Raw genomic sequence first — 21,269 nt, forward strand, 5'->3', positions numbered from 1 at the left:
CTGACCTCTATTCGAGATCAGTTTTTTGACTTCATGTAGGGATTTTCAGATTAAATGACGCTTTAACCTGCTGCCTGCTCCAAAAGAATAGTCCCATATAATTCACGCAGATCTTTTTTCAGCATTTTACCAGTACCACTGAGTGGAATCGCATCAACAAATACGACTCGGTCTGGAATCTGCCATTTGGCTACCTTGTCCGCATAATAATCCAGCAGATCAGTTTCACTTAGCTGGCTGTCCGGCTTTTTAATGGCAATCAATACCGGGCGCTCATCCCATTTAGGATGCTGGGCGGCAATCACGGCAGCCATCGCAATTTCCGGATGTCCCATGGCAATATTTTCCAGCTCCACCGATGAAATCCATTCTCCGCCAGACTTGATTAAATCTTTAGAGCGGTCACTGAGTTTCATAAAGCCATCCTGATCCAGCGTAGCAATATCGCCGGTATCAAACCAGCCATCCGCAGTCAGTGCAGACTCTTCCTTGCCGAAATAATGGCTGATGACCCAATGCCCTTTGACCTGTAAATTTCCTGTGGTCTGTCCATCACGTTCAATTTCATACGTCCCTTTTTCTGCATCGGTCAAACGTAGGTCAACCCCGAACGGAGGACGGCCTTGGGACAGACGAATCTGCAATTTTTCTTCATCAGACAGATGCAAATGTTTGGTCTTGAGCTGATTCGCTGTACCCAGTGGACTGATTTCTGTCATGCCCCAGGCATGGATCGTTTCACAATTAAACTGTTCTTTGAAAGCCCTTAGCATGGCCGGTGGGCATGCCGATCCGCCCACTACATTCCGTTTTAGGCTTTCCAGTTTGGAGCCTGACTGGTTTGCGGCGGCAATCAAACCCTGCCAGATGGTTGGCACGCCAAGCGCCACTGAAACTTTATAAGTATCAATCAGATTCACCAGACTGGCACCATCCAGACCTGGCCCCGGCAGTACCAGTGTGCATCCCACCATGGCCGCCGCGTATGGCGTACCCCATGCATTCACATGGAACATCGGCACCACTGGCAACATAATATCGGCAGCCGAGACATTTAGTGAGTCCGGTAAAATGATGGCATAGCTATGTAATACAGTAGAGCGGTGGCTATATAGCACGCCTTTAGGGTTGCCCGTGGTTCCTGATGTATAGCACAGTGAACTGGCTGAGTTTTCATCAATGACTGGCCATTCAAATTCTGTGTTTTGACTGGCAATCAGATCATCATAAAATTGCACTTCTGGAATGGCTTCAGTGACGCTCGGATCGGCAGCATCCAGACAGATAAAATGCTCGACTGAGGTCAGCAGCGGTTTTACCGCCTTGATTAAAGGTACAAATGTTTTATCAAAGATGACCACACGATCTGCAGCATCATTCATAATAAAAATCAGCTGCTCCGGAAACAGGCGCGGATTAATGGTATGACAGACCAGACCGCTGCCAGAAATAGCATACCAGGACTCTAAATGGCGATGATTATTCCAGGCAATGGTGGCAACCCGATCTCCCTGTTCCAAGCCGAGTTGTTGCAATACCTTGGCAAAACGTTTCGAGTTTTGATGAATTTTGCCCCAGTTGGTCACCTTAATGCTGGTGTCGGTATTTTTGGAAATTACCTCGGTATCGGCATGATAGCGCCCTGCATGTTCAATCATGCTGCTGATCAGTAAAGGCTGAAACATCATATTTCCGAGCATTGTCCACTCCTTTGTGCTTGTTATTGGTCCGTGTATTCGTATCGTTGTTATATATACATGATGGTTCGGTCTAAGACCGTGACATAGTTTTTATCATCATGTGGACTGAATTTAGCAAGTAAATCTGAATTTGTAAGTATCGAATTGTGACAAATTAAGAGAAGTGACTCAGGCGTATAAAAATTAGAATACGATTGATGGAGAGGTAGAGAATTTCCCTAGAAAGGTTGAGACCTGATATTCAGTTTAATGATCATGTATTGAGTTCATGTCGACCCGATTAATACAACCATCCCATTTGAATGGAAATATTTACTTGGATACTGATCTTAGAAGAACAGTACAGCAGATCGATAGAACGCCAGCTTGAAAATAGACTGACAACCACATTAACCTTAATTTGTTATATTGAGCATCTTGAAATATGCTATAAATCAAAATAATTAGAACAGTCTTAGTTCAAGCAAGTGTATGTATAAGTCTGAAAAACTGGCGCAGAATATCCGTCAGATGATTGAAAACGGCGTATGGAGGGTACATGAAAAATTACCTTCACTCCGCGAACAGACCCAATTGTCTGGCTATAGCCTGATGACGGTACTCAATGCTTATCAGGAACTTGAAGCGCAAGGTCTGGTTTATGCCAGAGATAAATCCGGCTATTACGTTGCAGAGCGTTCTACAGATCTGGTCAACAGCAAACAACCAATCCAGATTAGTTTAAGCCCAAAAGTTCAAATCAACTCTGTGGTATTTAATTATTTAAAATCGATCCAAGCAGCAGAAATTGTGCCTTTTGGTTCCGCATTTCCCAATGCAGAGCTGTTATATAACGCCAAATTTATGCAGATTCTGGCGCAGCAGGCCAAAAGAAAAAGCAGTTATAACAACCAGAATCATATGCCGCCTGGCAATCAGGATTTACGCCAACTGATTGCCAATCGTTACCAGTTGCAAGGCATTGCTTGCCATGCAGATGACATTGTCATTACATCCGGTGCACTAGAAGCACTGAATCTGTCTTTACAGGCATTGACCCAACCCGGTGATTTTATCCTGCTGCAACAAACCATATTTTATGGGGCCTGGCAGGCAGCCGAGCGTTTGGGGCTACAGGTGATTACTATCCCTGAGCATCCGCAATTCGGTTTTGATCTGGCATCATTTGAACAGGCTTTGAAACAGTATCCGATCAAGGTGTGCTGGCTAATGCTGAACGCGCATAATCCGATTGGCTTTACTGTTAGTTCGGAAATTAAACAGAGAATTGCTGAACTTTTGTATGAATATCAGGTCTATTTAATCGAAGATGATGTTTATCAGGAATTGAATTATGGTTCATCCAAACCGCTACCGGTTAAATATTTTGACCAGCATCAGATGGTGCTGCACTGTGCTTCATTTTCCAAAACACTAGGCATGGGCGCACGCGTCGGTTGGGTCTATGCCGGTCCATTTTCCGATGCCATTCAGCATTTGCAGCTCATGAGCACTTTAACGGTCAGTCCCTTACTCCAGAACACGCTGGTAGAATTTATTTCGCATCATCATTATGAAAAACATTTACGACAGCTAAGATATAATCTGGAAAAATATAAAAAGAAGTTTTATCAGGAACTCAAAAACCGCTTAGCGCCTACATGTAAAATTTACTATTATTCCAGTGGTTATTTTCTCTGGATCGAATTGCCAAATGGTCTAGATGGACAGGTGCTTTATGAGCAACTGATTCAGAAAGGTATTTCAATCGCCCCTGCATTATTGTTTAAACCGGATCATGCCAGTCAGCATTATATGCGCCTGAATTGTTCTTTTGAATGGACAGCCAAGATTGAAGATGCAGTCAATCTGCTGGCAGAAACCATTCTTCAAAATAGCAAAAGCGCGGATTAATTCATCCACGCTTCTGTTACAGATCAGACGCTTTTATGCAAAGAAGTCTTAGAAATTGTAAATGGCAACCGCATTGATACGGTTATCTTCACCCTTACGACTACTAATCGCATCACCTTCAGTATTTAATACAGGTCCATAGGCTTCACGCTCACCATAGACATATTCCAAACCAAAACTTAAAGGCTTGGTTGGGCTATAGAAAATATTGGCCCAAGCTTGCCATAAGTCTTTATTAACTGTAGTTGGATTCACAGCAGCGAGATATTCATTATCTTGATCAAAATTCATATAGCCATAACCCAATGTACCGCGCAATTTGTCATTAAACTGCTGGGTTAGGCCGACTGAAATTGAATCAAATTCGCTTTGTAATAAATCGCCATTTGCAGCAATCACACCCGTATTGGCATAAGACACAAAGCTGCTATCGCCTTTAACATGATAGTAGTCAGCTTTTAAAGTGGTACCAGGCACAACTTCATATTTTGCCCCCAGCCCTACGCCCCATGCCATTTCTTCGTCTTCATTAACGCGTTTTTCATGCCCCATGGCACGCGCGCTAACCGCAAGATTATCAGCAAATTTATGATTTAAACGAGCTGTCAAAGCAGGTAGGCGCTGTTTAATACCAGTAATAGTTGCATCTTTAGGATCTTCTACTGCCAACACTAGATTGGTTGCCGGACTGAATGTGCTGGTATAGCGGACCTGAGGGAAACGTTTAATCGAACCGCCAGCGTAAACCAATGCATCTACAGTTTCTGGAATATAATCTGGCACCGCAAAGTTCGACCAGGTTTGACCGATCAACCAGTTGGCATAGCTGATATAAGCATGACGGATACGCAAGTTATCAAAGCTTGCGCCGCCCAGAAAATCTACTTCAACTTTACCGCTTAAAGCTTTATCTCCAGCACCGACTGGTGCTTTAAAATCCATGCCTAAACGGGTTGCAGCCAGAGTAGATTTAAATTCATCACTACGCTCACCGACACCTTCTAAAGGTACAGCGTTAATCTGGTTATACATACGTGCTGCTGAACCACCTTCAGCCTGATAAGAGGCATCGGCACGAATATTTCCATAAAGATTAAATTCGGCACCACTGGCAATTTTCATGACAGGTTTGCTTGCTGGAGCGGGTGTTGCTGCAACATGTGCTGTGACCACGGCCGTCTGTCTTTGCTGTTGCTCAACTAGTGCGCGTAGAGCCTGAACTTCTTGGCGCAGTTGTTCAATTTCCTGCTGATTCGACTGAGCTGAGGTTTGTGCTTGAGTCGACAAGCTGATGCCCCCTAAACTCATTGCCATCATGCTCATCAGAACTGTGCGTTTGAATGTGATTGTTGGTTGATTAAATAATTGTGTCGTGTTCATCCTAAACTCGCTTTTTATTATGCGTTTCGATTCTAGCAACAGATCACCACCCGTTACGATGGCGATCTATATCATTGGGAATATTATCTTTATTGATTGAAATCTAACTTAATGTGTCGCTTCTTTTGCCAATGGATTCGGCTTCACATCAGGTGTTGCAAGGGCTTGGCCATCTACGGAAGTTTTTAAGTTCACCAGGAAAATTGCCAGCGCAGCGATTACGCCAGGAATCGCAATTGCAAAGAAGTTCATTTGATGCGGTAAATTCATGGTTAATAAAGCACCAGTGAGTACCGGCCCAACAATTGCACCAATACGTCCAATACCTGATGCCCAGCCCATACCGGTAGAACGTACTGTCGATGGATAATACTGCGCCACGAAGGTATAGAGCAGAATTTGTGAGCCAATCGTTGCAGCGCCTGCTACAGCAATCAAGGTATACAGAACGAATTGTGGACTGTTAAAACCAAGCAGAATCAATGCAATGGCACCACATAAGAACATGATAGTCAGCACTTTTTTGATATGGAATTTATCTGCGAGATATCCACCACCAATGGCACCTACCATACCGCCAATATTCAGTGCGAACAGGAAGATCATACTTGCACCCAGCGAGTATCCTGCCTGAATCATCAGTTTTGGCAACCAGCTACCCAAGGCGTAGACCATCAACAGGCACATAAAGAATGCCAGCCAGAACATAAAGGTACTGAAACTACGGCCTTGTTGAAAGAGTGCTTTTAATGGTGCCTCATCCCCTTTTTGTACTTCATTCAGTACAAACTGGGTGTCACTGTTGATGACCTGTGTCGGAGAAATTTTCTGAATAATAGTGTGTGCTTGAGCCGTCTGTTGCTTGTTGGTCAGGTACATCAGGGATTCTGGCAGATATTTCCATAGAATCGGCAAGATGAGCAATGGAACACCTGCAAGCAGGAACATGATTTTCCAACCAAATTGTGGCACCAACCATGCACCTAATAACGCAGAAGTCATCCCGCCAATGGCATAACCACTAAACATCAGGGCAACCAGCGTGCTACGGATGCGTTTAGGCGCATATTCGGTCATCAATGCCACGACGTTAGGCATGACACCGCCAATTCCAAGGCCAGCCAAGAAACGTAAAATTCCGAATTCGACTGGTGATGTGGCAAAGGCACCGATAAAGGTAAACCCACTAAAAATAGCCACACAGATCATGATGGTTTTTTTACGGCCGAGTTTATCGGATAAAGTACCGAAACTCATGGCACCAAACATCATTCCGAATAAGGCAGTACTGGCCAGCATGCCCGCTTGTACCGCACTTAGCGACCATTCCTGCATCAGTAACGGCAACGCCACCCCATAGATGACCAGGTCATAACCATCAAAGATAATGATCAGCAAACACCAGATCAAAACACCCCAATGAAAGGGTGTGAATTTCGCTTCATCAATTAGCGTATTTATATTCACTTTATTTGTAGACATCTTCACCTCCTAATTGTGAAGTTCAATTTATGAGATTCACAATGCAGAAGATGTCCATAAATGTCCAAAACTGAATAGGCATACTTCTATACCTATAAAGTCTGCCTTCAAGAAAAGGCTTTATTTACTATGCCTTAATGATATTCATCCAAATAAAACGACTTTAATTCAGTCATTAAATAATAATTTCACCTATTTTATATAGCATCTAAAAAGTTTTTAATCTTGTTTAAAACACCGCACGATCATATTTAATCGCTTCAAGATCATAGACCTGATAGACCGCATCAAACAGATAACGAATATATTCACTTTCATCCATGTTACGAATCGCCATAAAGACCGGACTGACCGCAAATTCATCTAATAAAGGGATAAAGTTTAAATGTGCCAGACGAATATTCTGGGCACTTTCCGGCACGATACAAACACCCTCTCCAGCAGCCACAAAACCCAGCGCCAGTTGCAATTCACTGACTGCACGGATATTTTTCGGCTCTAGTCCATACTCGGAAAATATACCGCGCACCTGGGTCGAAAAATTTGCCTTACCATTATTCGGGTATAAAAAGAGTGGCTGATCCACCAGTTCAGCTAGGTTCACGCCATCTCGTTGCGAGAGAAAATGGCTGGAATGCGCAGCGACCATGAGTCTTTCTTCACGCAGCAACACCCGTTTCACTGCTGGATCTGAAATTCTCAAGCGTCCAAAACCGACATCAATCCGCCCTTCCTTAAGTGCCTGAATCTGCTCTGAAGTATTCATTTCAACCATCTCAATTTTGAGCTGGGGATGTTGCTGCTTAAATAAAAACACAATACGCGATAGCAAACCGAACAATAACGAGCCAACAAAACCAATACTAATGGTGCGATCCGCGATACCAATCCGTTTGGTCATCGATTTTATTTCTTCCGCATTAGACAAAAGTTTAACCGCATGCTGGTAGAAGAATTGACCGGCTTCGGTGGTCTTAAGCGGTCGGCTACCTCTTTCAAAGAGCTGAATATCCAGTTCCTGTTCCAGATTTTGTATTTGTCTGCTTAAAGGTGGTTGAGCAATAAACAGTTTTTCTGCCGCCTTGGTAAAACTTTGTTCTTCGACGACTGCGACAAAGTAACGCAAATGCCTGAGTTCCATATTCCTGCATACCTTTAAAGTATAAAAAAATGCTAAATCGATCTTAGACCAATCAAAATTATTCTTTTAAGGTATATCAAGTCAAAACATTAAAGCAAGAATGTGAACCCGTATTATGTATAAGTCAGTTGAAACCTTGCTGGTAGAAATCCCAACCATTCGTCCTCACAAGATGGCAGTAGCTACGATACAAACCCAGACCCTGGTATTGGTCAAAATCACCACTGAAGATGGTTACATCGGTTGGGGTGAAGCAACAACTATCGGTGGCTTAGGTTATGGTGATGAAAGCCCGGAAAGCGTAAAAGTAAATATTGAAACTTATTTTGCGCCTCTTTTAAAAACATTATCCGGTTTAAATGTTGCACAGACATTACAAGCAATCAAAAAGAATATTAATGGTAACCGTTTTGCTAAATGTGCGATTCAGACTGCACTTTTAGACATTCAGGCACAACGTTTAGGTTTGCCATTAAGCGAAGTCCTCGGTGGCCGCTTACGTGACAGTATTCCAGTTCTTTGGGTATTGGCTTCTGGCAATACCGAAAAAGATATTGCTGAAGCAGAGAAAATGATTGCGGCCAAACGCCACAATATTTTCAAACTGAAAATTGGTTCTCGCCCAGTGGAACAGGATGTTGAACACGTGCTTGCCATTAAGCAAGCATTAGGTAAAGACATTTCGATCCGTGTGGATGTGAACCGTGCCTGGTCAGAACTGGAAGCGATTAAAGGCATTCAGTTATTGCAAGATGGCGGTGTTGATCTGATCGAACAGCCATGTGCGATTGATAACCTGGATGCCATGCGCCGTCTGACCCGACGTTTTGATGTTGCCATCATGGCAGACGAATCGTTAATGGGCCCGCACTCAGCGTATGAGATTGCCAAACAAAACGGTTCATCTGTTTTTGCAGTCAAAGTTGCCCAGTCGGGTGGCCTGATTGAAGGCTGTGAAGTAGGCAAGATTGCCAAACTTGCAGGTATTGACCTGTATGGCGGCACCATGCTTGAAGGCCCGGTGGGCACGATTGCTTCGGCACATGTGTTCTCTACTTTTGAAAGTCTGGCGTTCGGTACCGAGCTGTTTGGTCCTCTACTGCTGACTGAAGATATTTTGAAAACCCCACTCAACTATCAAAACTTTGAACTTGAGATTCCGAAAGGACCAGGTCTGGGGATTGAGTTGGATGAAAACAAGATTGACAACTTGCGTCGTCAGTAATTAGGAGAAACCCATGCTTTTCCACGTACGTATGGATGTAAACATTCCACGTGATCTGCCAGTTGAACAGGCAAACGAAATTAAGGCTGTTGAAAAGGCTTATTCACAGGAATTGCAGCGTCAAGGCAAATGGCGTCATATCTGGCGCATCACGGGCCAGTACTCAAACATCAGTATTTTTGATGTTGAAAGCAATGAAGAGTTGCACAACCTGCTACAAGGCTTGCCTCTCTATCCTTATATGAATATTGAAGTAATGGCATTAAACCGTCACCCATCGTCAGTTCGAGATGACGACAGTTGATTAAATGAGCGGATTGGGAGTCACCGGATTCCCCTTCCGAATCGAAAACAGAGGGTACCTCAACAAGGATTGTGGCCAGCCAGATTTAGCCAGCCAATGAAAGCTAAAAAAGTGCGCCACTAAAAGATGAAAGACATACTTTAGGAGCAATAGTATGAATCGCCAAGAAATTGATGCATTAGTTAAGCAAATGAACGTTGATACAGCGACAGGTCCTGTAGATGAACGTGTACAGCAAGTTGTTGTGCGTTTATTGGGTGACCTTTTCCAAGCGATCGAAGATCTTGATATTTCCCAGTCAGAACTGTGGAAAGGGCTGGAATACTTTACTGATGCCGGCCAAGCGAACGAATTAGGTTTATTGGCTGCAGGTTTGGGTCTGGAGCATTACCTAGACTTACGTGCTGATGAAGCGGATGCTAAAGCAGGCATTACTGGCGGTACGCCACGTACGATTGAAGGTCCACTTTATGTCGCTGGCGCACCTGAAACTGTAAGCTTTGCACGTATGGACGATGGTTCTGAAGAAGGCAAAATCCCGACTTTAATCATTGAAGGTACAGTGACGGATACTGACGGCAACCGTGTTGAAGGTGCCAAAGTTGAAATCTGGCATGCGAACAGCCTGGGCAACTACTCATTCTTTGACAAGTCACAGTCTGAGTTTAACTTGCGTCGCAGCATCATTACCGCTGCCGATGGTCAATATACTGCATTGACTACAATGCCAGTGGGTTATGGCTGCCCTCCAGAAGGTACAACTCAGTTTGTACTGGACAAACTAGGCCGTCACGGTAACCGTCCATCGCACGTACATTACTTCGTATCTGCACCGGGTTACCGCAAGCTGACTACTCAATTCAACATTGAAGGCGACCAATACCTGTGGGATGACTTCGCATTCGCTACTCGTGAAGGCCTGGTGGCAACTGCGGTTGACGTGACTGATGAAGCTGAAATTGCAAAACGTGGTCTGAAAGGTCCTTTCAAACACATTCAATTTGATATTGAACTTGTGAAAGAAAAACAAGACGCACCTTCGACCGAAGTTGATCGTCGCCGCGCTAGCGCTTAATACAATTAAAGAGGCGGGATATATTTCTAGATATATCCCGCTGACTTCCCCCAGGAAAGTCGGAGAAAGGACATGCCTCGTATTCCCGTAATTAACACCAGCCATTTAGACCGCATTGACGAACTACTGGTTGATGATTATGAATCTGGTGAATTTAAACTTCACCGTTCAGTATTCACAGACCAAGCCCTGTTTGACCTGGAGATGAAATACATCTTTGAAGGCAACTGGGTTTATCTGGCGCATGAAAGCCAGATTCCAAACAACAACGATTTCTATACGACCTATATTGGCCGTCAGCCAATCATCATTGCGCGTAACCGTCAAGGTGAACTGAATGCAATGATCAATGCCTGTTCGCATCGCGGTGCACAATTATGCCGTAACAAGAAAGGCAATAAAGCAACTTATACTTGCCCATTCCATGGCTGGACGTTCAATAATTCAGGTAAGTTATTAAAAGTCAAAGATCCGGCTGAAGCGGGTTATTCAGACTGCTTTAACAAAGACGGTTCACATGACCTGAAAAAGGTTGCCCGTTTTGAAAACTATAAAGGTTTCCTGTTCGGCAGCTTGAATCCGGATGTTCCTTCTCTGGAAGAATACCTGGGCGAAGCGACCAAAATCATTGACATGATCGTGGATCAGTCTGAGCAAGGTCTGGAAGTTTTACGTGGTGCTTCGACTTATACCTATGAAGGTAACTGGAAGTTGACTGCTGAAAACGGTGCTGATGGTTATCACGTGTCTGCTGTACACTGGAACTATGCTGCAACGACTCAGCAACGTAAAGAAAAAGAAGCTGGCGATAACATCCGTGCCATGAGCGCAGGTTCATGGGGCAAACAAGGCGGTGGTTCTTACGGCTTTGAACACGGTCATATGCTGCTTTGGACGCAATGGGCTAACCCGGAAGACCGTCCTAACTTTGCCAAGAAAGATGAATACACTGCGCAATATGGCGAAGCTATGGCGAAGTGGATGATCGAACGTTCACGTAACCTGTGTATCTATCCAAACGTTTACTTCATGGATCAGTTCGGTTCACAAATCCGTGTCCTGCGCCCGATTTCTGTCGATAAGACTGAAGTGACGATTTACTGTATCGCGCCTGTAGGCGAAGAGCCTGAAGCGCGTACCCGTCGTATCCGTCAGTATGAAGATTTCTTTAACGCTTCAGGTATGGCGACACCAGACGATCTTGAAGAATTCCGTGCTTGTCAGGCAGGTTATGCCGGTATCGCGCTGGAATGGAACGACATGTGCCGTGGTTCTAAACACTGGATTCAAGGTCCGGATGATGCTGCCAATGAAATCGGTTTAAAACCAAAACTGTCTGGTATTAAAACTGAAGATGAAGGTCTATACCTGTCTCAGCACCAGTACTGGTTAGAATTGATCAAAAAAGGTATTGCGACTGAGAAAGAAATTGCAGCATCAACTGAAGGAGAAAGCGCATGAGCGACATCACTTTAGAAAATATTGCTCAGTTCCTGTATCAAGAAGCCCGCTTTTTAGATGATGAACAATGGGATGACTGGTTAACTTGTTATGCCCCTACTGCGTCTTTCTGGATGCCAGCCTGGGATGATGATGACAAACTGACCACAGATCCACAGTCTGAAATCTCGTTGATTTACTATCCAGACCGTCAAGGTTTAGAAGACCGCGTGTTCCGGATCAAGACTGAACGTTCATCTGCAACTATGCCGGACACACGTACCTGCCATAACATCAGCAATATTGAAATTGTTGAACGTGATGGCGACAAAGTGACTGTACGTTTTAACTGGAATACTTTGAGCTTCCGTTACAAAACAAGTTACAGCTACTTCGGTATGTCTCGTTATGAAATTGATTTCTCAGGCGATAAACCACAAATTTTAAGCAAATACGTGGTACTGAAAAACGATTACATCAACCAGGTTATCGACATTTATCACCTCTAAGACTGTTTATACAGCCAGGTTATGCCTTTCGGTCAGATGGAAAATTGGCTGAAAGGCTCAGTTACAAAGATTTATATAGGATATTCAGCCATGTCAAACCACAATGTTGCACTTCAATTTGAAGATGGCGTTACACGTTTTATTTCTGTTTCAGATGGTGAAACACTGTCAGATGCAGCCTACCGTCAAAAGATCAATATTCCTTTGGACTGCCGTGATGGTGCTTGTGGAACGTGTCGTGCGTTTTGTGAATCAGGTTCTTATGACATGCCTGAAGAAACTTATATTGAAGATGCTTTAACACCTGAAGAAGCCGCTGAAGGCTTTATTCTGGCTTGTCAGTGTAAACCAACTTCAGATGCAGTGTTCCAGATTCAGGCATCTTCAGAAGTCTGCAAAACTGAAATTCATGAATTCCAGGGTACTTTGGCACGTGTAGAAAACCTGTCTGACTCGACCATTACTTTTGACATCCAGTTAGATGAAGGTCAACCGGACATTCACTTCCTTGCTGGTCAATATGTCAATGTAGGAATTCCGGGCACGACCGAAACCCGTTCATATTCATTCAGCTCAAAACCGAGTGACCGTTTGACCGGTTTCGTAGTACGTAATGTACCGAACGGCAAAATGAGTGAATTCTTAAGTAAAAATGCCAAAGCTGGCGACAAGATGACTTTTACCGGTCCATTTGGTAGCTTCTACCTGCGCCCTGTGACCCGTCCTGTCTTGATGCTGGCTGGTGGTACAGGTATTGCACCATTCATGTCAATGCTGCAAGTGCTGGAAGAAAAAGGTTCAGAACATCCAGTGCGTTTAGTATTTGGTGTGACCAATGATTTCGACTTGGTTGCCATTGAAAAACTGAACGAACTGCAAGACAAATTCCCGTGGTTCGAATACCGCACTGTAGTAGCAAATCCAGAATCTGCACATGAGCGTAAAGGCTATGTGACCGGTCATATTGAGAACGAATGGCTAAATGGCGGTGATGTAGATGTTTACCTGTGTGGCCCTGTACCAATGGTTGAAGCAGTTCGCGGCAGGCTGGATGCTGAAGGTGTGAAACCTGCAAGCTTCCTGTTTGAAAAATTCTCTGCCAATTAATAGAGGGAATTTGTTCAATGTCTAATCGTCAAAGATTTGAAAATAAAGTCGTAATCGTGACCGGTGCCGCGCAAGGCATCGGTCGTGGTGTCGCGCTGCAAGTGGCGAGCGAAGGTGCTCAAGTCGTCATGGCTGACCTTTCCCCTTATGTGGAAGAAGTTCTGGCTGAAATTGAAGCGACTGGCGGTGATGCGATTACCGTGAAAGCCAATCTGGAAACGTTTGCTGGTGCCCAGTCAGTCGTTGAAAAAGCGCTAGAAACCTATGGCCGTGTCGATGCGTTAATCAACAACGTGGGTGGCGCGATCTGGATGAAACCTTTCGAAGAATTTTCTGAAGAGGAAATTATCAAGGAAGTGAACCGTTCGTTGTTCCCGACGCTGTGGTGCTGCCGCGCAGTACTTCCGGAAATGATTAAAAATCAGAAAGGGACCATTGTAAACGTATCTTCTATTGCCACACGCGGCATTAACCGTGTTCCGTATTCGGCATCGAAAGGTGGTGTGAACGGCCTGACCGCTTCCCTTGCATTTGAACATGCCAAAGACGGCATCCGTGTCAATGCAATCGCGACGGGTGGCACTGAAGCACCGCCACGTAAAGTACCGCGCAATGCCAATCCACTGACTGAATCTGAAAAAGAATGGATGCAGCAAGTGGTTGATCAGACCATTGACCGTACGTTTATGGGACGCTACGGTACGATTCAGGAGCAAGTGAATGCGATTGTATTCCTGGCTTCCGATGAATCATCTTATATGACAGGTACCGTGGTACCCGTCGGTGGTGGTGATCAAGGCTAGTCCTGATCATCACGATTTTTAACAGGCTCATGGTTCGACGCAAGGAGGCACATCACCAATGAATACCCTGTTTCAGACATTAAAAAATGATTGGTCAATTTCAGCAACTGTTGCAGGATTTTTAGCAGTGCTGATTTCCTATTCAGGGCCACTGATCATTTTTTTCCAGGCGGCGCAGCAAGCCCAGGTTTCCCCGGACATGATGATTTCATGGATTTGGGGAATTTCTATTGGTGCTGCACTCGCAGGTATCTTTTTATCGATTAAATACAAAATACCTGTCGTCACCGCCTGGTCTGCACCCGGAACGGCTTTATTAGTCACGCTGTTTCCTGATATTTCGCTCAATGAAGCGGTTGCCGCCTATATCACCTCTGCCGTGGTGATTTTTTTCATTGGGATCACCGGTTATTTCGACAAATTGCTGTCCTGGATTCCTCAGGAAGTCGCTGCCGGAATGATGGCGGGGATTTTACTGCAGTTTGGTTTAGGGTTGTTTACCGCGACCGATACCATGCCCTATATCGTCTTTGGCATGCTGGCGGTATTTTTGCTGGCCAAGCGTTTCAGTCCACGCTATGCGATGGTCTGGGTGCTGGTTGCCGGTGTGGTTTTAAGTATGTTACTGGGCAAGATTAACCCGGTCACGGCAGATTTTAGTCTGGCAATTCCGCAATTTATTGCACCGGAATGGACCTGGAGTTCAACCCTGAATCTGGCCCTCCCCCTGATTCTGGTCAGCCTGTCTGGCCAGTTTTTACCGGGAATGGCGATTATCAAACTCAGTGGTTATGACATGCCCGCCAAGCCGATTATCAGTGCGACCAGTATTGCCTCGCTTGCAGTGGCCTGTGTGGGGGGTATTACCATCGTATTGGCATCTATCACGGCTGCTTTGTGTTTAGGCAAAGACGCGCACGAACTGAAAGAAAAGCGTTATATCGCCGGCGTGGCGAATGGGCTTTTTTATATTTTAGGCGGCTTATTTGCCGGCAGCATTGTCATGCTGTTTAGCCTGATGCCCAAAGAATTAATTGCGGCTTTGGCAGGACTGGCATTACTGGGTGCGATTGCCACCAACATTTCCGTTGCCATGGGCAAAGAATCACAACGTGATGCAGCACTGATTACCTTTTTAGCGACTGCTTCCGGCATGCATTTCTTGGGACTGAGTTCAGTCTTTTGGGGAATTTGCATTGGCTTGGTCGCACATTTTCTGCTGTCACAGAAAAACCGTAACGCAGTTCCGGTTACAGCATCAGATTCAAAACGAGTTTAAAGACATCCATCAGTTTAGGATATGTAAGGACCAGATTATGATAGATAAAAGTTCATTATCATTGAAAGAAGCACTCTCCCAGATCAAGGACGGTTCTACCATTATGATCGGTGGTTTCGGTACAGCGGGTCAGCCTGCTGAACTGATTGATGGTCTGATCGAATTGGGTATTAAAGACCTGATTATTGTCAACAACAATGCCGGTAATGGCGATTATGGTCTGGCGAAACTGCTTAAAGCTGGCGCTGTGCGTAAAATTATCTGTTCTTTCCCGCGTCAGTCTGATTCCTGGGTATTTGACGAGTTATATCGTGCTGGAAAAATTGAACTGGAACTGGTACCGCAAGGTAATCTGGCTTGCCGTATTCAGGCAGCAGGTATGGGCTTAGGTCCAATCTATACCCCTACCGGTTTTGGTACTTTGCTGGCTGAAGGCAAACCGACCATGAACTACGAAGGTAAAGACTACGTTTTAGAAAATCCAATTAAAGCTGACTTTGCCTTGATTAAAGCTTCTAAAGGCGATCGTTGGGGCAATCTGGTCTACCGTAAATCTGCGCGTAACTTCGGCCCAATCATGGCAATGGCAGCAGATGTGACCATCGCTCAAGTTTCTGAAGTGGTTGAACTGGGTGCACTGGATCCAGAGCACATCATCACCCCGGGAATTTTTGTTCAACACGTTGTTCAAGTTAAACCTGCACAATAATTGGCATCGGAGATAAATAATGAGCTATAGCAAACTGACCCGTGACCAGATCGCTGAACGTGTGGCACAAGACATTCCTGATGGTGCTTATGTAAACCTCGGTATTGGTTTACCGACCAAGATTTCAAGCTACCTGCCAAGCGATAAAGACGTATTCCTGCATTCTGAAAATGGCCTGTTGGCTTTCGGTCCTCCTCCTGCTGAAGAAGACCGCGATCCTGAGCTGATCAATGCCGGTAAAGAATTCGTCACCCTACTTGAAGGCGGTTCATTCTTCCATCATGGTGATTCATTTGCCATGATGCGTGGCGGTCACTTAGATATCGCAGTATTGGGTGCTTTCCAGGTAGCTGAAAATGGCGATCTGGCTAACTGGCATACTGGTGCTCCAGATGCAATTCCAGCAGTCGGCGGTGCAATGGATCTGGCTGTTGGCGCGAAAAAAGTCTTTATTACGACTGATCACGTGACCAAAAAAGGCGAGCCAAAGATTGTGGCTGAATTATCTTATCCGGCTACTGGCCTGAAATGTGTCGACCGTATTTATACCGACCTTTGCGTGATTGATGTCACCCCTGAAGGGATGAAAGTGATTGAGAAAGTTGAAGGTCTGTCATTTGAAGAATTGCAGTCAATGACCGGTGCCAAACTGATTGATGCGACTCAATCAAATTAAGGGGAAGTCCCTCCTTTATTAAAGGAGGGATTTAGGGAGGATTTGAGGAATAAAACTACTTCATTAAATCCCTCCCAACCTCCCTTTAAAAAGGGAGGAGTTTTCTTCTTTTAAATATGTGAGCAAATACACAATGAAAAACGCATATATTATCGATGCCATCCGTACCCCATTCGGTCGTTATGCCGGTGGCCTCGCGCCTGTCCGTGCTGATGACTTAGGTGCGCTGCCAATTAAAGCGTTGATGGAACGCAATCCAAGTGTGAACTGGGAACAGGTCGATGACGTGATCTATGGCTGTGCCAATCAGGCCGGTGAAGACAACCGTAACGTCGGTCGTATGTCTTCTCTGCTTGCAGGTTTGCCTTATCAGGTACCAGCGACGACCGTAAATCGCCTATGTGGTTCATCAATGGATGCCGTGGCGATGGCAGCACGTGCAATTAAAGCCGGTGAAGCTCATCTGATTATTGCCGGTGGTGTAGAAAGCATGTCGCGCGCGCCATTTGTCATGGGCAAGTCAGAAACGGCGTATGGCCGTAGCCAGAAGATTGAAGACACCACCATGGGCTGGCGTTTTATCAATCCGAAACTGAAAGAAATGTACGGCGTAGAAACCATGCCGCAAACGGCTGAAAATCTGGCGGAACAGTTCAACATCAACCGTGAAGACCAGGACAAGTTTGCCCTGACCAGCCAGCAACGTACTGCAGCAGCGCAGGCCAAAGGTTTCTATAAAAATGAAATCATTCCTGTGGTGATCCCACAGCGTAAAGGCGATCCGATCGTTGTCGATACTGATGAACATCCGCGTGCTTCAACCACAGCAGAAGCTCTGGCAAAACTGAAACCCGTGGTCAAAGCAGATGGTACGGTTACAGCGGGTAATGCTTCTGGTATTAACGATGGTGCGGCTGCCCTATTAATCGCATCTGATGAAGCGGTTGCTCAACACGGTTTAAAACCGCGTGCCAAAATTATTGGCTCAACGGTTGTGGGTGTTGAACCACGTATCATGGGCTTTGGTCCTGCACCTGCCATTAAGAAATTACTGGCGCAAACAGGTCTGACTTTAGAGCAGATGGATGTGATCGAGCTGAATGAAGCTTTTGCAGCACAAGCTTTGGCTTGTACTCGTGACCTTGGCATTGAAGATGGTTCAGAGAAAGTCAATCCGAATGGTGGTGCAATTGCTTTGGGCCATCCACTTGGTGCATCTGGCGCACGCTTAGTCACAACCGCACTCAACCAGCTGGAACAAACTGGCGGTAAATACGGTCTTTGTTCAATGTGTATTGGTGTCGGTCAAGGCATCGCTTTGATTATTGAACGCGTCTAACAACCTATTAAAAAGATAAACCTCCTCCCTTTTTTAAAGGGAGGTCGGGAGGGATTTCAATGCCAACATTTACATCCAACGATGCACAGATCAATTACCAGACCTTTGGTGATGCCAGCAAACCTGCCCTGGTTTTTTCTAACTCATTGGGCACTAAATTCAGCATGTGGCAACCACAAATTGAATTTTTCCAGCAAGATTATTTTGTTGTGTGTTATGACACTCGTGGTCATGGGGCTTCCTCTGCACCACAAGGTCCGTATAGTCTTGAACAGTTAGGTCAGGATGTGGTCAATCTGCTGGATCATCTGAATATCCAGAAAGCCGCTTTCTGTGGCATTTCTATGGGTGGTTTAACCGGCGAATGGTTAGCGATTAACAAACCTGAACGTTTTAGCCACGTGATTATCTGCAATACTGCTGCCAAGATCGGTCAGGAACAGGCCTGGCTGGAACGTGCCGCACTGGTACGTGAACAAGGTCTGGCGCCGATTGCATCGACAGCAGCAGCACGTTGGTTTACCGATCCCTTTATCCAGAGCAACGCAGCGATAATTGCAGAACTTTCAAACGACCTTGGAGCTGGCAGCCCGGAAGGTTATGCAAGTTGTTGCGAAGCTTTGGCTAAGGCGGATTTACGTGAACAGATCAAAACGATTTCAGTGCCGGTACTGATTGTGGCCGGTCAGCAAGACCCGGTGACGACAGTTGCAGATGGTCAAGCCATGCAAGCTGAAATTTCACAAAGCCAGCTGTTTGAAATCAATGCCTCGCACATTTCCAATGTGGAACAACCTGAGGCCTTTAATCAGGCAGTTCAGAAATTTATCGCAGCTTAAACAATAAATGCAAAGAAAAAGCCACTGTTGATCAGTGGCTTTTTTATACTTAGATTTAAAAAATTAGTGCTGCATCAGGCCCAGATTACTAGAATCGCCGCAATCACTACCAAGCCTAGTCCCCAATGCTCCGCACGTGCCAGTTTATCTTTAAAGAAATATGCCGAAATCAGCATACTAAACAGAATCTCAATTTGTCCTAAGGTTTTCACGACCGGCACACTCATCATGCTCATGGCAGTAAACCAGCCGAGTGATGCCATAAAACTGCACACACTCACTTTAAAAGTTAAGCCCAGACGCTGCCACATGGCCACTAAAGTCTGGCGACTGAATAGGCTGAGGTAAAGCAGCATACTCAGGCACTGAAAACTGATCACCATTAACAGCACCCAGGCCGCACGATGCAAGGTGGGTAAAGTGCTTAATTCCAGACTGGCTTCGCGTACCAGAAGCGAGGTAATGGCAAAACTTAATCCACTGCCAATCCCGATCGCCAATGTTCTCGCTGAAAACCCGCTGACCTGTTGGCCTTTACTCAATAAAAATACCGCATATCCGCCCAGCGCCACACCAATCCAGGCCAGGAATGACAAATGATCTGCTAAAAAGGTCACGCCAATAATGGCTGCAAGAATGGCTTCACTTTTCGCCAGCCCCACCCCAACGGCATAATTTTTTTGCTTGAACAGTTGTACCATCAGCGCCGTAGCTAAAATCTGACTGCAACCCGCAATCACCACATAGACCCAGAACTTGGGCGTGAAGTGAATCACACTTTCAACTGGCTTGAAATAATGCAGGCTGCTCAGGTAAAGCGCAGCGAATGGCAAACCGAAAATAAAGCGTGCCAGGGTGACTCCCCACACATCGACCGTGGTGCTGAGCTGTTTTTGAAAGGCGTTGCGCCAAGCCTGCATAAATGCAGCAATTAAAGTGAAAAAAATCCAGCTGAATGCCATCTACTGATCGCTATTACTACAAAAGTGAATTAATTCTATGTCTTAACAAAAGGACTGACTAATTAAAAATAGGATACTCGCCGATAGCGGAAAGTTTGGATTACTTTCTAAATTCACTCACTAATTTGGCAAGTTGCTCCATTCCATCAAAGGTGGTTGGAATCTTGTCATCAGATGAAACTAGCGGTGAAAAGATAATATTTTCAAATTTCTCAAAGCCTGCTGCATTTTTCTTATGCAGTTTTTCTGAATCTTCAGCATAGTTATGGATGAACTGACACAGTGCCATGCGAAGTTCTAGCTGCATCATTTGAGATTGGACTGCTCTTTTGTCTTGTAAAGAAATTTTTAAAAGATATAACGTAATTAAAATTAAAGTAATGAAGGGAATAGAAATAAACCACATACCAGTAGGTAGCTTTCCATCAAAATAGAAAAATGCTCCAATTAATGCACCTAATTCCACAAAAGGTATAGAAAACATTGTTGCTGCAACAAAGCTATAAGTACCTTTTGCATTATCTAACTCTATTTTTTTCTGATCATAAAGCTCTTTAAAACCTTTATTGAGCAAAACGAAATCATAAGTTTGTTTATTTTTTTCAAGACGCTTTTCTAATTCTGATACTTCACTTTTTTTAGATTCAAATGTACTAGTCCAAGCATCAATTTTTTCTATATTTCTGTGATTAGACTCTAAATATTCAATATATTTTGAAAAATGATCAGGTGTTAAAGTTTCAATTATTTTTTGAAAATTTGGATTAGAATAAACTTTACTTAACAGTTTAAATGGCAATTTATCTATAAAAGAAAAAATATAATTTACTTCAGGACTGAATTTATTTGCATTATTTTCAATAAAATCAAAAAAGGATTTTTGAAAAGAGTATCTATAATCTTTCCTAAACATTACTTCTTTATAATATGCATAGATTAATAAATTTATATACTCTAGCTTTATTCGATCCGAATATTCAAAATGATGCCCTAATTCCCCATACTCATTATCAAATACCAACTTTAAACTTAAATCATTTCTTTTTTTGATCTCTATACAGTGTTCTTCAAACTCATTTAGCCTTTCATTATCATAAAGATCTATAGGATCTAAATTTTTTAGTAACTCCTTTTCCCACTCATCAATATCTGTCCTTTCTTTAATTTCAGAAATATATTTTTTTAATTGAATGATAACATTGCTAAATGAATTACTAAGAAATGAAAAAGCCATACTAAACCAATTTTTATAATTAAATAATGGTAATTTTCTTATAAATCAAAAACTAAAGCAATATCAATAATCATTAAACTATAGACCTCTTGCGAAAGTAAAAACCACCTCAATATAAATTTCATGAGATATCAGAAATTAAATCGTTTTTCAGATTCTGAATTCAAACGCT

At 44.1% G+C, this 21,269-nt stretch carries 19 protein-coding genes; 13 read left to right on the forward strand and 6 right to left on the reverse strand.

Features of this window, described 5'->3' with window-relative positions; all coding sequences use genetic code 11:
• Positions 1 to 62 precede the first annotated feature (62 nt).
• The gene (locus NI466_RS09560; RefSeq protein ID WP_253173418.1) at positions 63 to 1,700 is read right to left on the reverse strand and encodes a long-chain-fatty-acid--CoA ligase; all 1,638 of its coding nucleotides are present in this window, start codon (positions 1,698 to 1,700) and stop codon (positions 63 to 65) included.
• A gap of 471 nt (positions 1,701 to 2,171) precedes the next feature.
• Here NI466_RS09560 and NI466_RS09565 point away from each other — a divergent pair, with 471 nt between their 5' ends.
• A complete protein-coding gene (locus NI466_RS09565) occupies positions 2,172 to 3,593 on the forward strand; it encodes an aminotransferase-like domain-containing protein (protein ID WP_253173419.1) in 1,422 nt (473 codons plus the stop codon).
• 48 nt (positions 3,594 to 3,641) lie between these two features.
• Here the strand turns inward: NI466_RS09565 and NI466_RS09570 are convergent, their stop codons facing one another.
• The 3 genes from NI466_RS09570 to NI466_RS09580 all read right to left on the reverse strand — a co-directional run bounded on the left by NI466_RS09570 (position 3,642) and on the right by NI466_RS09580 (position 7,596).
• Positions 3,642 to 4,973, reverse strand: a complete 1,332-nt coding sequence (locus tag NI466_RS09570) for a DcaP family trimeric outer membrane transporter (protein WP_253173420.1) — start codon at positions 4,971 to 4,973, stop codon at positions 3,642 to 3,644.
• A 108-nt stretch (positions 4,974 to 5,081) separates the two neighbouring features.
• Positions 5,082 to 6,455 (reverse strand): MFS transporter, encoded by a 1,374-nt coding sequence (locus tag NI466_RS09575; protein ID WP_180086980.1) that lies wholly within the window; start codon positions 6,453 to 6,455, stop codon positions 5,082 to 5,084.
• Between the two features lie 229 nt (positions 6,456 to 6,684).
• Entirely contained in the window at positions 6,685 to 7,596 is a 912-nt protein-coding gene (locus tag NI466_RS09580) for a LysR family transcriptional regulator (RefSeq protein ID WP_005100217.1), read from the reverse strand.
• Positions 7,597 to 7,711: 115 nt separating this feature from the next.
• Here NI466_RS09580 and NI466_RS09585 point away from each other — a divergent pair, with 115 nt between their 5' ends.
• The 12 genes from NI466_RS09585 to pcaD all read left to right on the forward strand — a co-directional run bounded on the left by NI466_RS09585 (position 7,712) and on the right by pcaD (position 18,901).
• Positions 7,712 to 8,821: a muconate/chloromuconate family cycloisomerase gene (locus NI466_RS09585; protein WP_253173421.1), complete on the forward strand. Its 1,110-nt coding sequence runs from the start codon at positions 7,712 to 7,714 to the stop codon at positions 8,819 to 8,821.
• 13 nt (positions 8,822 to 8,834) lie between these two features.
• A complete protein-coding gene (gene catC, locus NI466_RS09590; RefSeq protein WP_004647036.1) occupies positions 8,835 to 9,125 on the forward strand; it encodes a muconolactone Delta-isomerase in 291 nt (96 codons plus the stop codon).
• A 154-nt stretch (positions 9,126 to 9,279) separates the two neighbouring features.
• Positions 9,280 to 10,200 (forward strand): catechol 1,2-dioxygenase, encoded by a 921-nt coding sequence (gene catA / locus NI466_RS09595; protein WP_253173422.1) that lies wholly within the window; start codon positions 9,280 to 9,282, stop codon positions 10,198 to 10,200.
• Positions 10,201 to 10,272: 72 nt separating this feature from the next.
• Positions 10,273 to 11,661: a benzoate 1,2-dioxygenase large subunit gene (gene benA / locus NI466_RS09600; protein WP_253173423.1), complete on the forward strand. Its 1,389-nt coding sequence runs from the start codon at positions 10,273 to 10,275 to the stop codon at positions 11,659 to 11,661.
• Positions 11,658 to 12,149: a benzoate 1,2-dioxygenase small subunit gene (gene benB, locus NI466_RS09605; protein WP_004647040.1), complete on the forward strand. Its 492-nt coding sequence runs from the start codon at positions 11,658 to 11,660 to the stop codon at positions 12,147 to 12,149. Before benA ends, benB begins: the two co-directional genes overlap by 4 nt.
• A gap of 90 nt (positions 12,150 to 12,239) precedes the next feature.
• Positions 12,240 to 13,256, forward strand: a complete 1,017-nt coding sequence (gene benC, locus NI466_RS09610; RefSeq protein ID WP_253173424.1) for a benzoate 1,2-dioxygenase electron transfer component BenC — start codon at positions 12,240 to 12,242, stop codon at positions 13,254 to 13,256.
• A 17-nt stretch (positions 13,257 to 13,273) separates the two neighbouring features.
• Positions 13,274 to 14,059: a benzoate diol dehydrogenase BenD gene (gene benD, locus NI466_RS09615; RefSeq protein ID WP_005106868.1), complete on the forward strand. Its 786-nt coding sequence runs from the start codon at positions 13,274 to 13,276 to the stop codon at positions 14,057 to 14,059.
• 58 nt (positions 14,060 to 14,117) lie between these two features.
• The gene (gene benE / locus NI466_RS09620) at positions 14,118 to 15,338 is read left to right on the forward strand and encodes a benzoate/H(+) symporter BenE (RefSeq protein WP_004894958.1); all 1,221 of its coding nucleotides are present in this window, start codon (positions 14,118 to 14,120) and stop codon (positions 15,336 to 15,338) included.
• Between the two features lie 37 nt (positions 15,339 to 15,375).
• Positions 15,376 to 16,047, forward strand: a complete 672-nt coding sequence (locus NI466_RS09625; RefSeq protein ID WP_004731110.1) for a 3-oxoacid CoA-transferase subunit A — start codon at positions 15,376 to 15,378, stop codon at positions 16,045 to 16,047.
• A 19-nt stretch (positions 16,048 to 16,066) separates the two neighbouring features.
• Complete coding sequence (locus NI466_RS09630) at positions 16,067 to 16,723, forward strand: 3-oxoacid CoA-transferase subunit B (protein ID WP_005246228.1); 657 nt, start codon at positions 16,067 to 16,069, stop codon at positions 16,721 to 16,723.
• Positions 16,724 to 16,856: 133 nt separating this feature from the next.
• Positions 16,857 to 18,062, forward strand: a complete 1,206-nt coding sequence (pcaF, locus tag NI466_RS09635; RefSeq protein ID WP_253173425.1) for a 3-oxoadipyl-CoA thiolase — start codon at positions 16,857 to 16,859, stop codon at positions 18,060 to 18,062.
• Between the two features lie 59 nt (positions 18,063 to 18,121).
• Positions 18,122 to 18,901, forward strand: coding sequence for a 3-oxoadipate enol-lactonase (pcaD, locus tag NI466_RS09640; protein WP_253173426.1), 780 nt, complete (start codon positions 18,122 to 18,124; stop codon positions 18,899 to 18,901).
• A gap of 74 nt (positions 18,902 to 18,975) precedes the next feature.
• On the opposite strand, the gene NI466_RS09645 is transcribed toward pcaD, so the two are convergent.
• Together NI466_RS09645 and NI466_RS09650 are read right to left on the reverse strand one after the other, a co-directional pair.
• On the reverse strand, positions 18,976 to 19,863 hold the full coding sequence (locus NI466_RS09645) for an EamA family transporter (RefSeq protein ID WP_253173427.1): 888 nt from the start codon (positions 19,861 to 19,863) through the stop codon (positions 18,976 to 18,978).
• A 100-nt stretch (positions 19,864 to 19,963) separates the two neighbouring features.
• Entirely contained in the window at positions 19,964 to 21,097 is a 1,134-nt protein-coding gene (locus NI466_RS09650; RefSeq protein ID WP_253148406.1) for a hypothetical protein, read from the reverse strand.
• Between the last annotated feature and the right edge of the window lie 172 nt (positions 21,098 to 21,269).

It is taken from the genome of Acinetobacter lwoffii, assembly GCF_024129595.1.
Classification (GTDB): domain Bacteria; phylum Pseudomonadota; class Gammaproteobacteria; order Pseudomonadales; family Moraxellaceae; genus Acinetobacter; species Acinetobacter lwoffii_O.

What these genes read in the sequence shown, in the direction of transcription:
- NI466_RS09560 (WP_253173418.1), bottom strand. Translation starts at nt 1,700, where the DNA reads ATGCTCGGAAATATGATGTTTCAGCCTTTACTGATCAGCAGCATGATT.
- NI466_RS09565 (WP_253173419.1), top strand. Translation starts at nt 2,172, where the DNA reads ATGTATAAGTCTGAAAAACTGGCGCAGAATATCCGTCAGATGATTGAA.
- NI466_RS09570 (WP_253173420.1), bottom strand. Translation starts at nt 4,973, where the DNA reads ATGAACACGACACAATTATTTAATCAACCAACAATCACATTCAAACGC.
- NI466_RS09575 (WP_180086980.1), bottom strand. Translation starts at nt 6,455, where the DNA reads ATGTCTACAAATAAAGTGAATATAAATACGCTAATTGATGAAGCGAAA.
- NI466_RS09580 (WP_005100217.1), bottom strand. Translation starts at nt 7,596, where the DNA reads ATGGAACTCAGGCATTTGCGTTACTTTGTCGCAGTCGTCGAAGAACAA.
- NI466_RS09585 (WP_253173421.1), top strand. Translation starts at nt 7,712, where the DNA reads ATGTATAAGTCAGTTGAAACCTTGCTGGTAGAAATCCCAACCATTCGT.
- catC (WP_004647036.1), top strand. Translation starts at nt 8,835, where the DNA reads ATGCTTTTCCACGTACGTATGGATGTAAACATTCCACGTGATCTGCCA.
- catA (WP_253173422.1), top strand. Translation starts at nt 9,280, where the DNA reads ATGAATCGCCAAGAAATTGATGCATTAGTTAAGCAAATGAACGTTGAT.
- benA (WP_253173423.1), top strand. Translation starts at nt 10,273, where the DNA reads ATGCCTCGTATTCCCGTAATTAACACCAGCCATTTAGACCGCATTGAC.
- benB (WP_004647040.1), top strand. Translation starts at nt 11,658, where the DNA reads ATGAGCGACATCACTTTAGAAAATATTGCTCAGTTCCTGTATCAAGAA.
- benC (WP_253173424.1), top strand. Translation starts at nt 12,240, where the DNA reads ATGTCAAACCACAATGTTGCACTTCAATTTGAAGATGGCGTTACACGT.
- benD (WP_005106868.1), top strand. Translation starts at nt 13,274, where the DNA reads ATGTCTAATCGTCAAAGATTTGAAAATAAAGTCGTAATCGTGACCGGT.
- benE (WP_004894958.1), top strand. Translation starts at nt 14,118, where the DNA reads ATGAATACCCTGTTTCAGACATTAAAAAATGATTGGTCAATTTCAGCA.
- NI466_RS09625 (WP_004731110.1), top strand. Translation starts at nt 15,376, where the DNA reads ATGATAGATAAAAGTTCATTATCATTGAAAGAAGCACTCTCCCAGATC.
- NI466_RS09630 (WP_005246228.1), top strand. Translation starts at nt 16,067, where the DNA reads ATGAGCTATAGCAAACTGACCCGTGACCAGATCGCTGAACGTGTGGCA.
- pcaF (WP_253173425.1), top strand. Translation starts at nt 16,857, where the DNA reads ATGAAAAACGCATATATTATCGATGCCATCCGTACCCCATTCGGTCGT.
- pcaD (WP_253173426.1), top strand. Translation starts at nt 18,122, where the DNA reads ATGCCAACATTTACATCCAACGATGCACAGATCAATTACCAGACCTTT.
- NI466_RS09645 (WP_253173427.1), bottom strand. Translation starts at nt 19,863, where the DNA reads ATGGCATTCAGCTGGATTTTTTTCACTTTAATTGCTGCATTTATGCAG.
- NI466_RS09650 (WP_253148406.1), bottom strand. Translation starts at nt 21,097, where the DNA reads ATGGCTTTTTCATTTCTTAGTAATTCATTTAGCAATGTTATCATTCAA.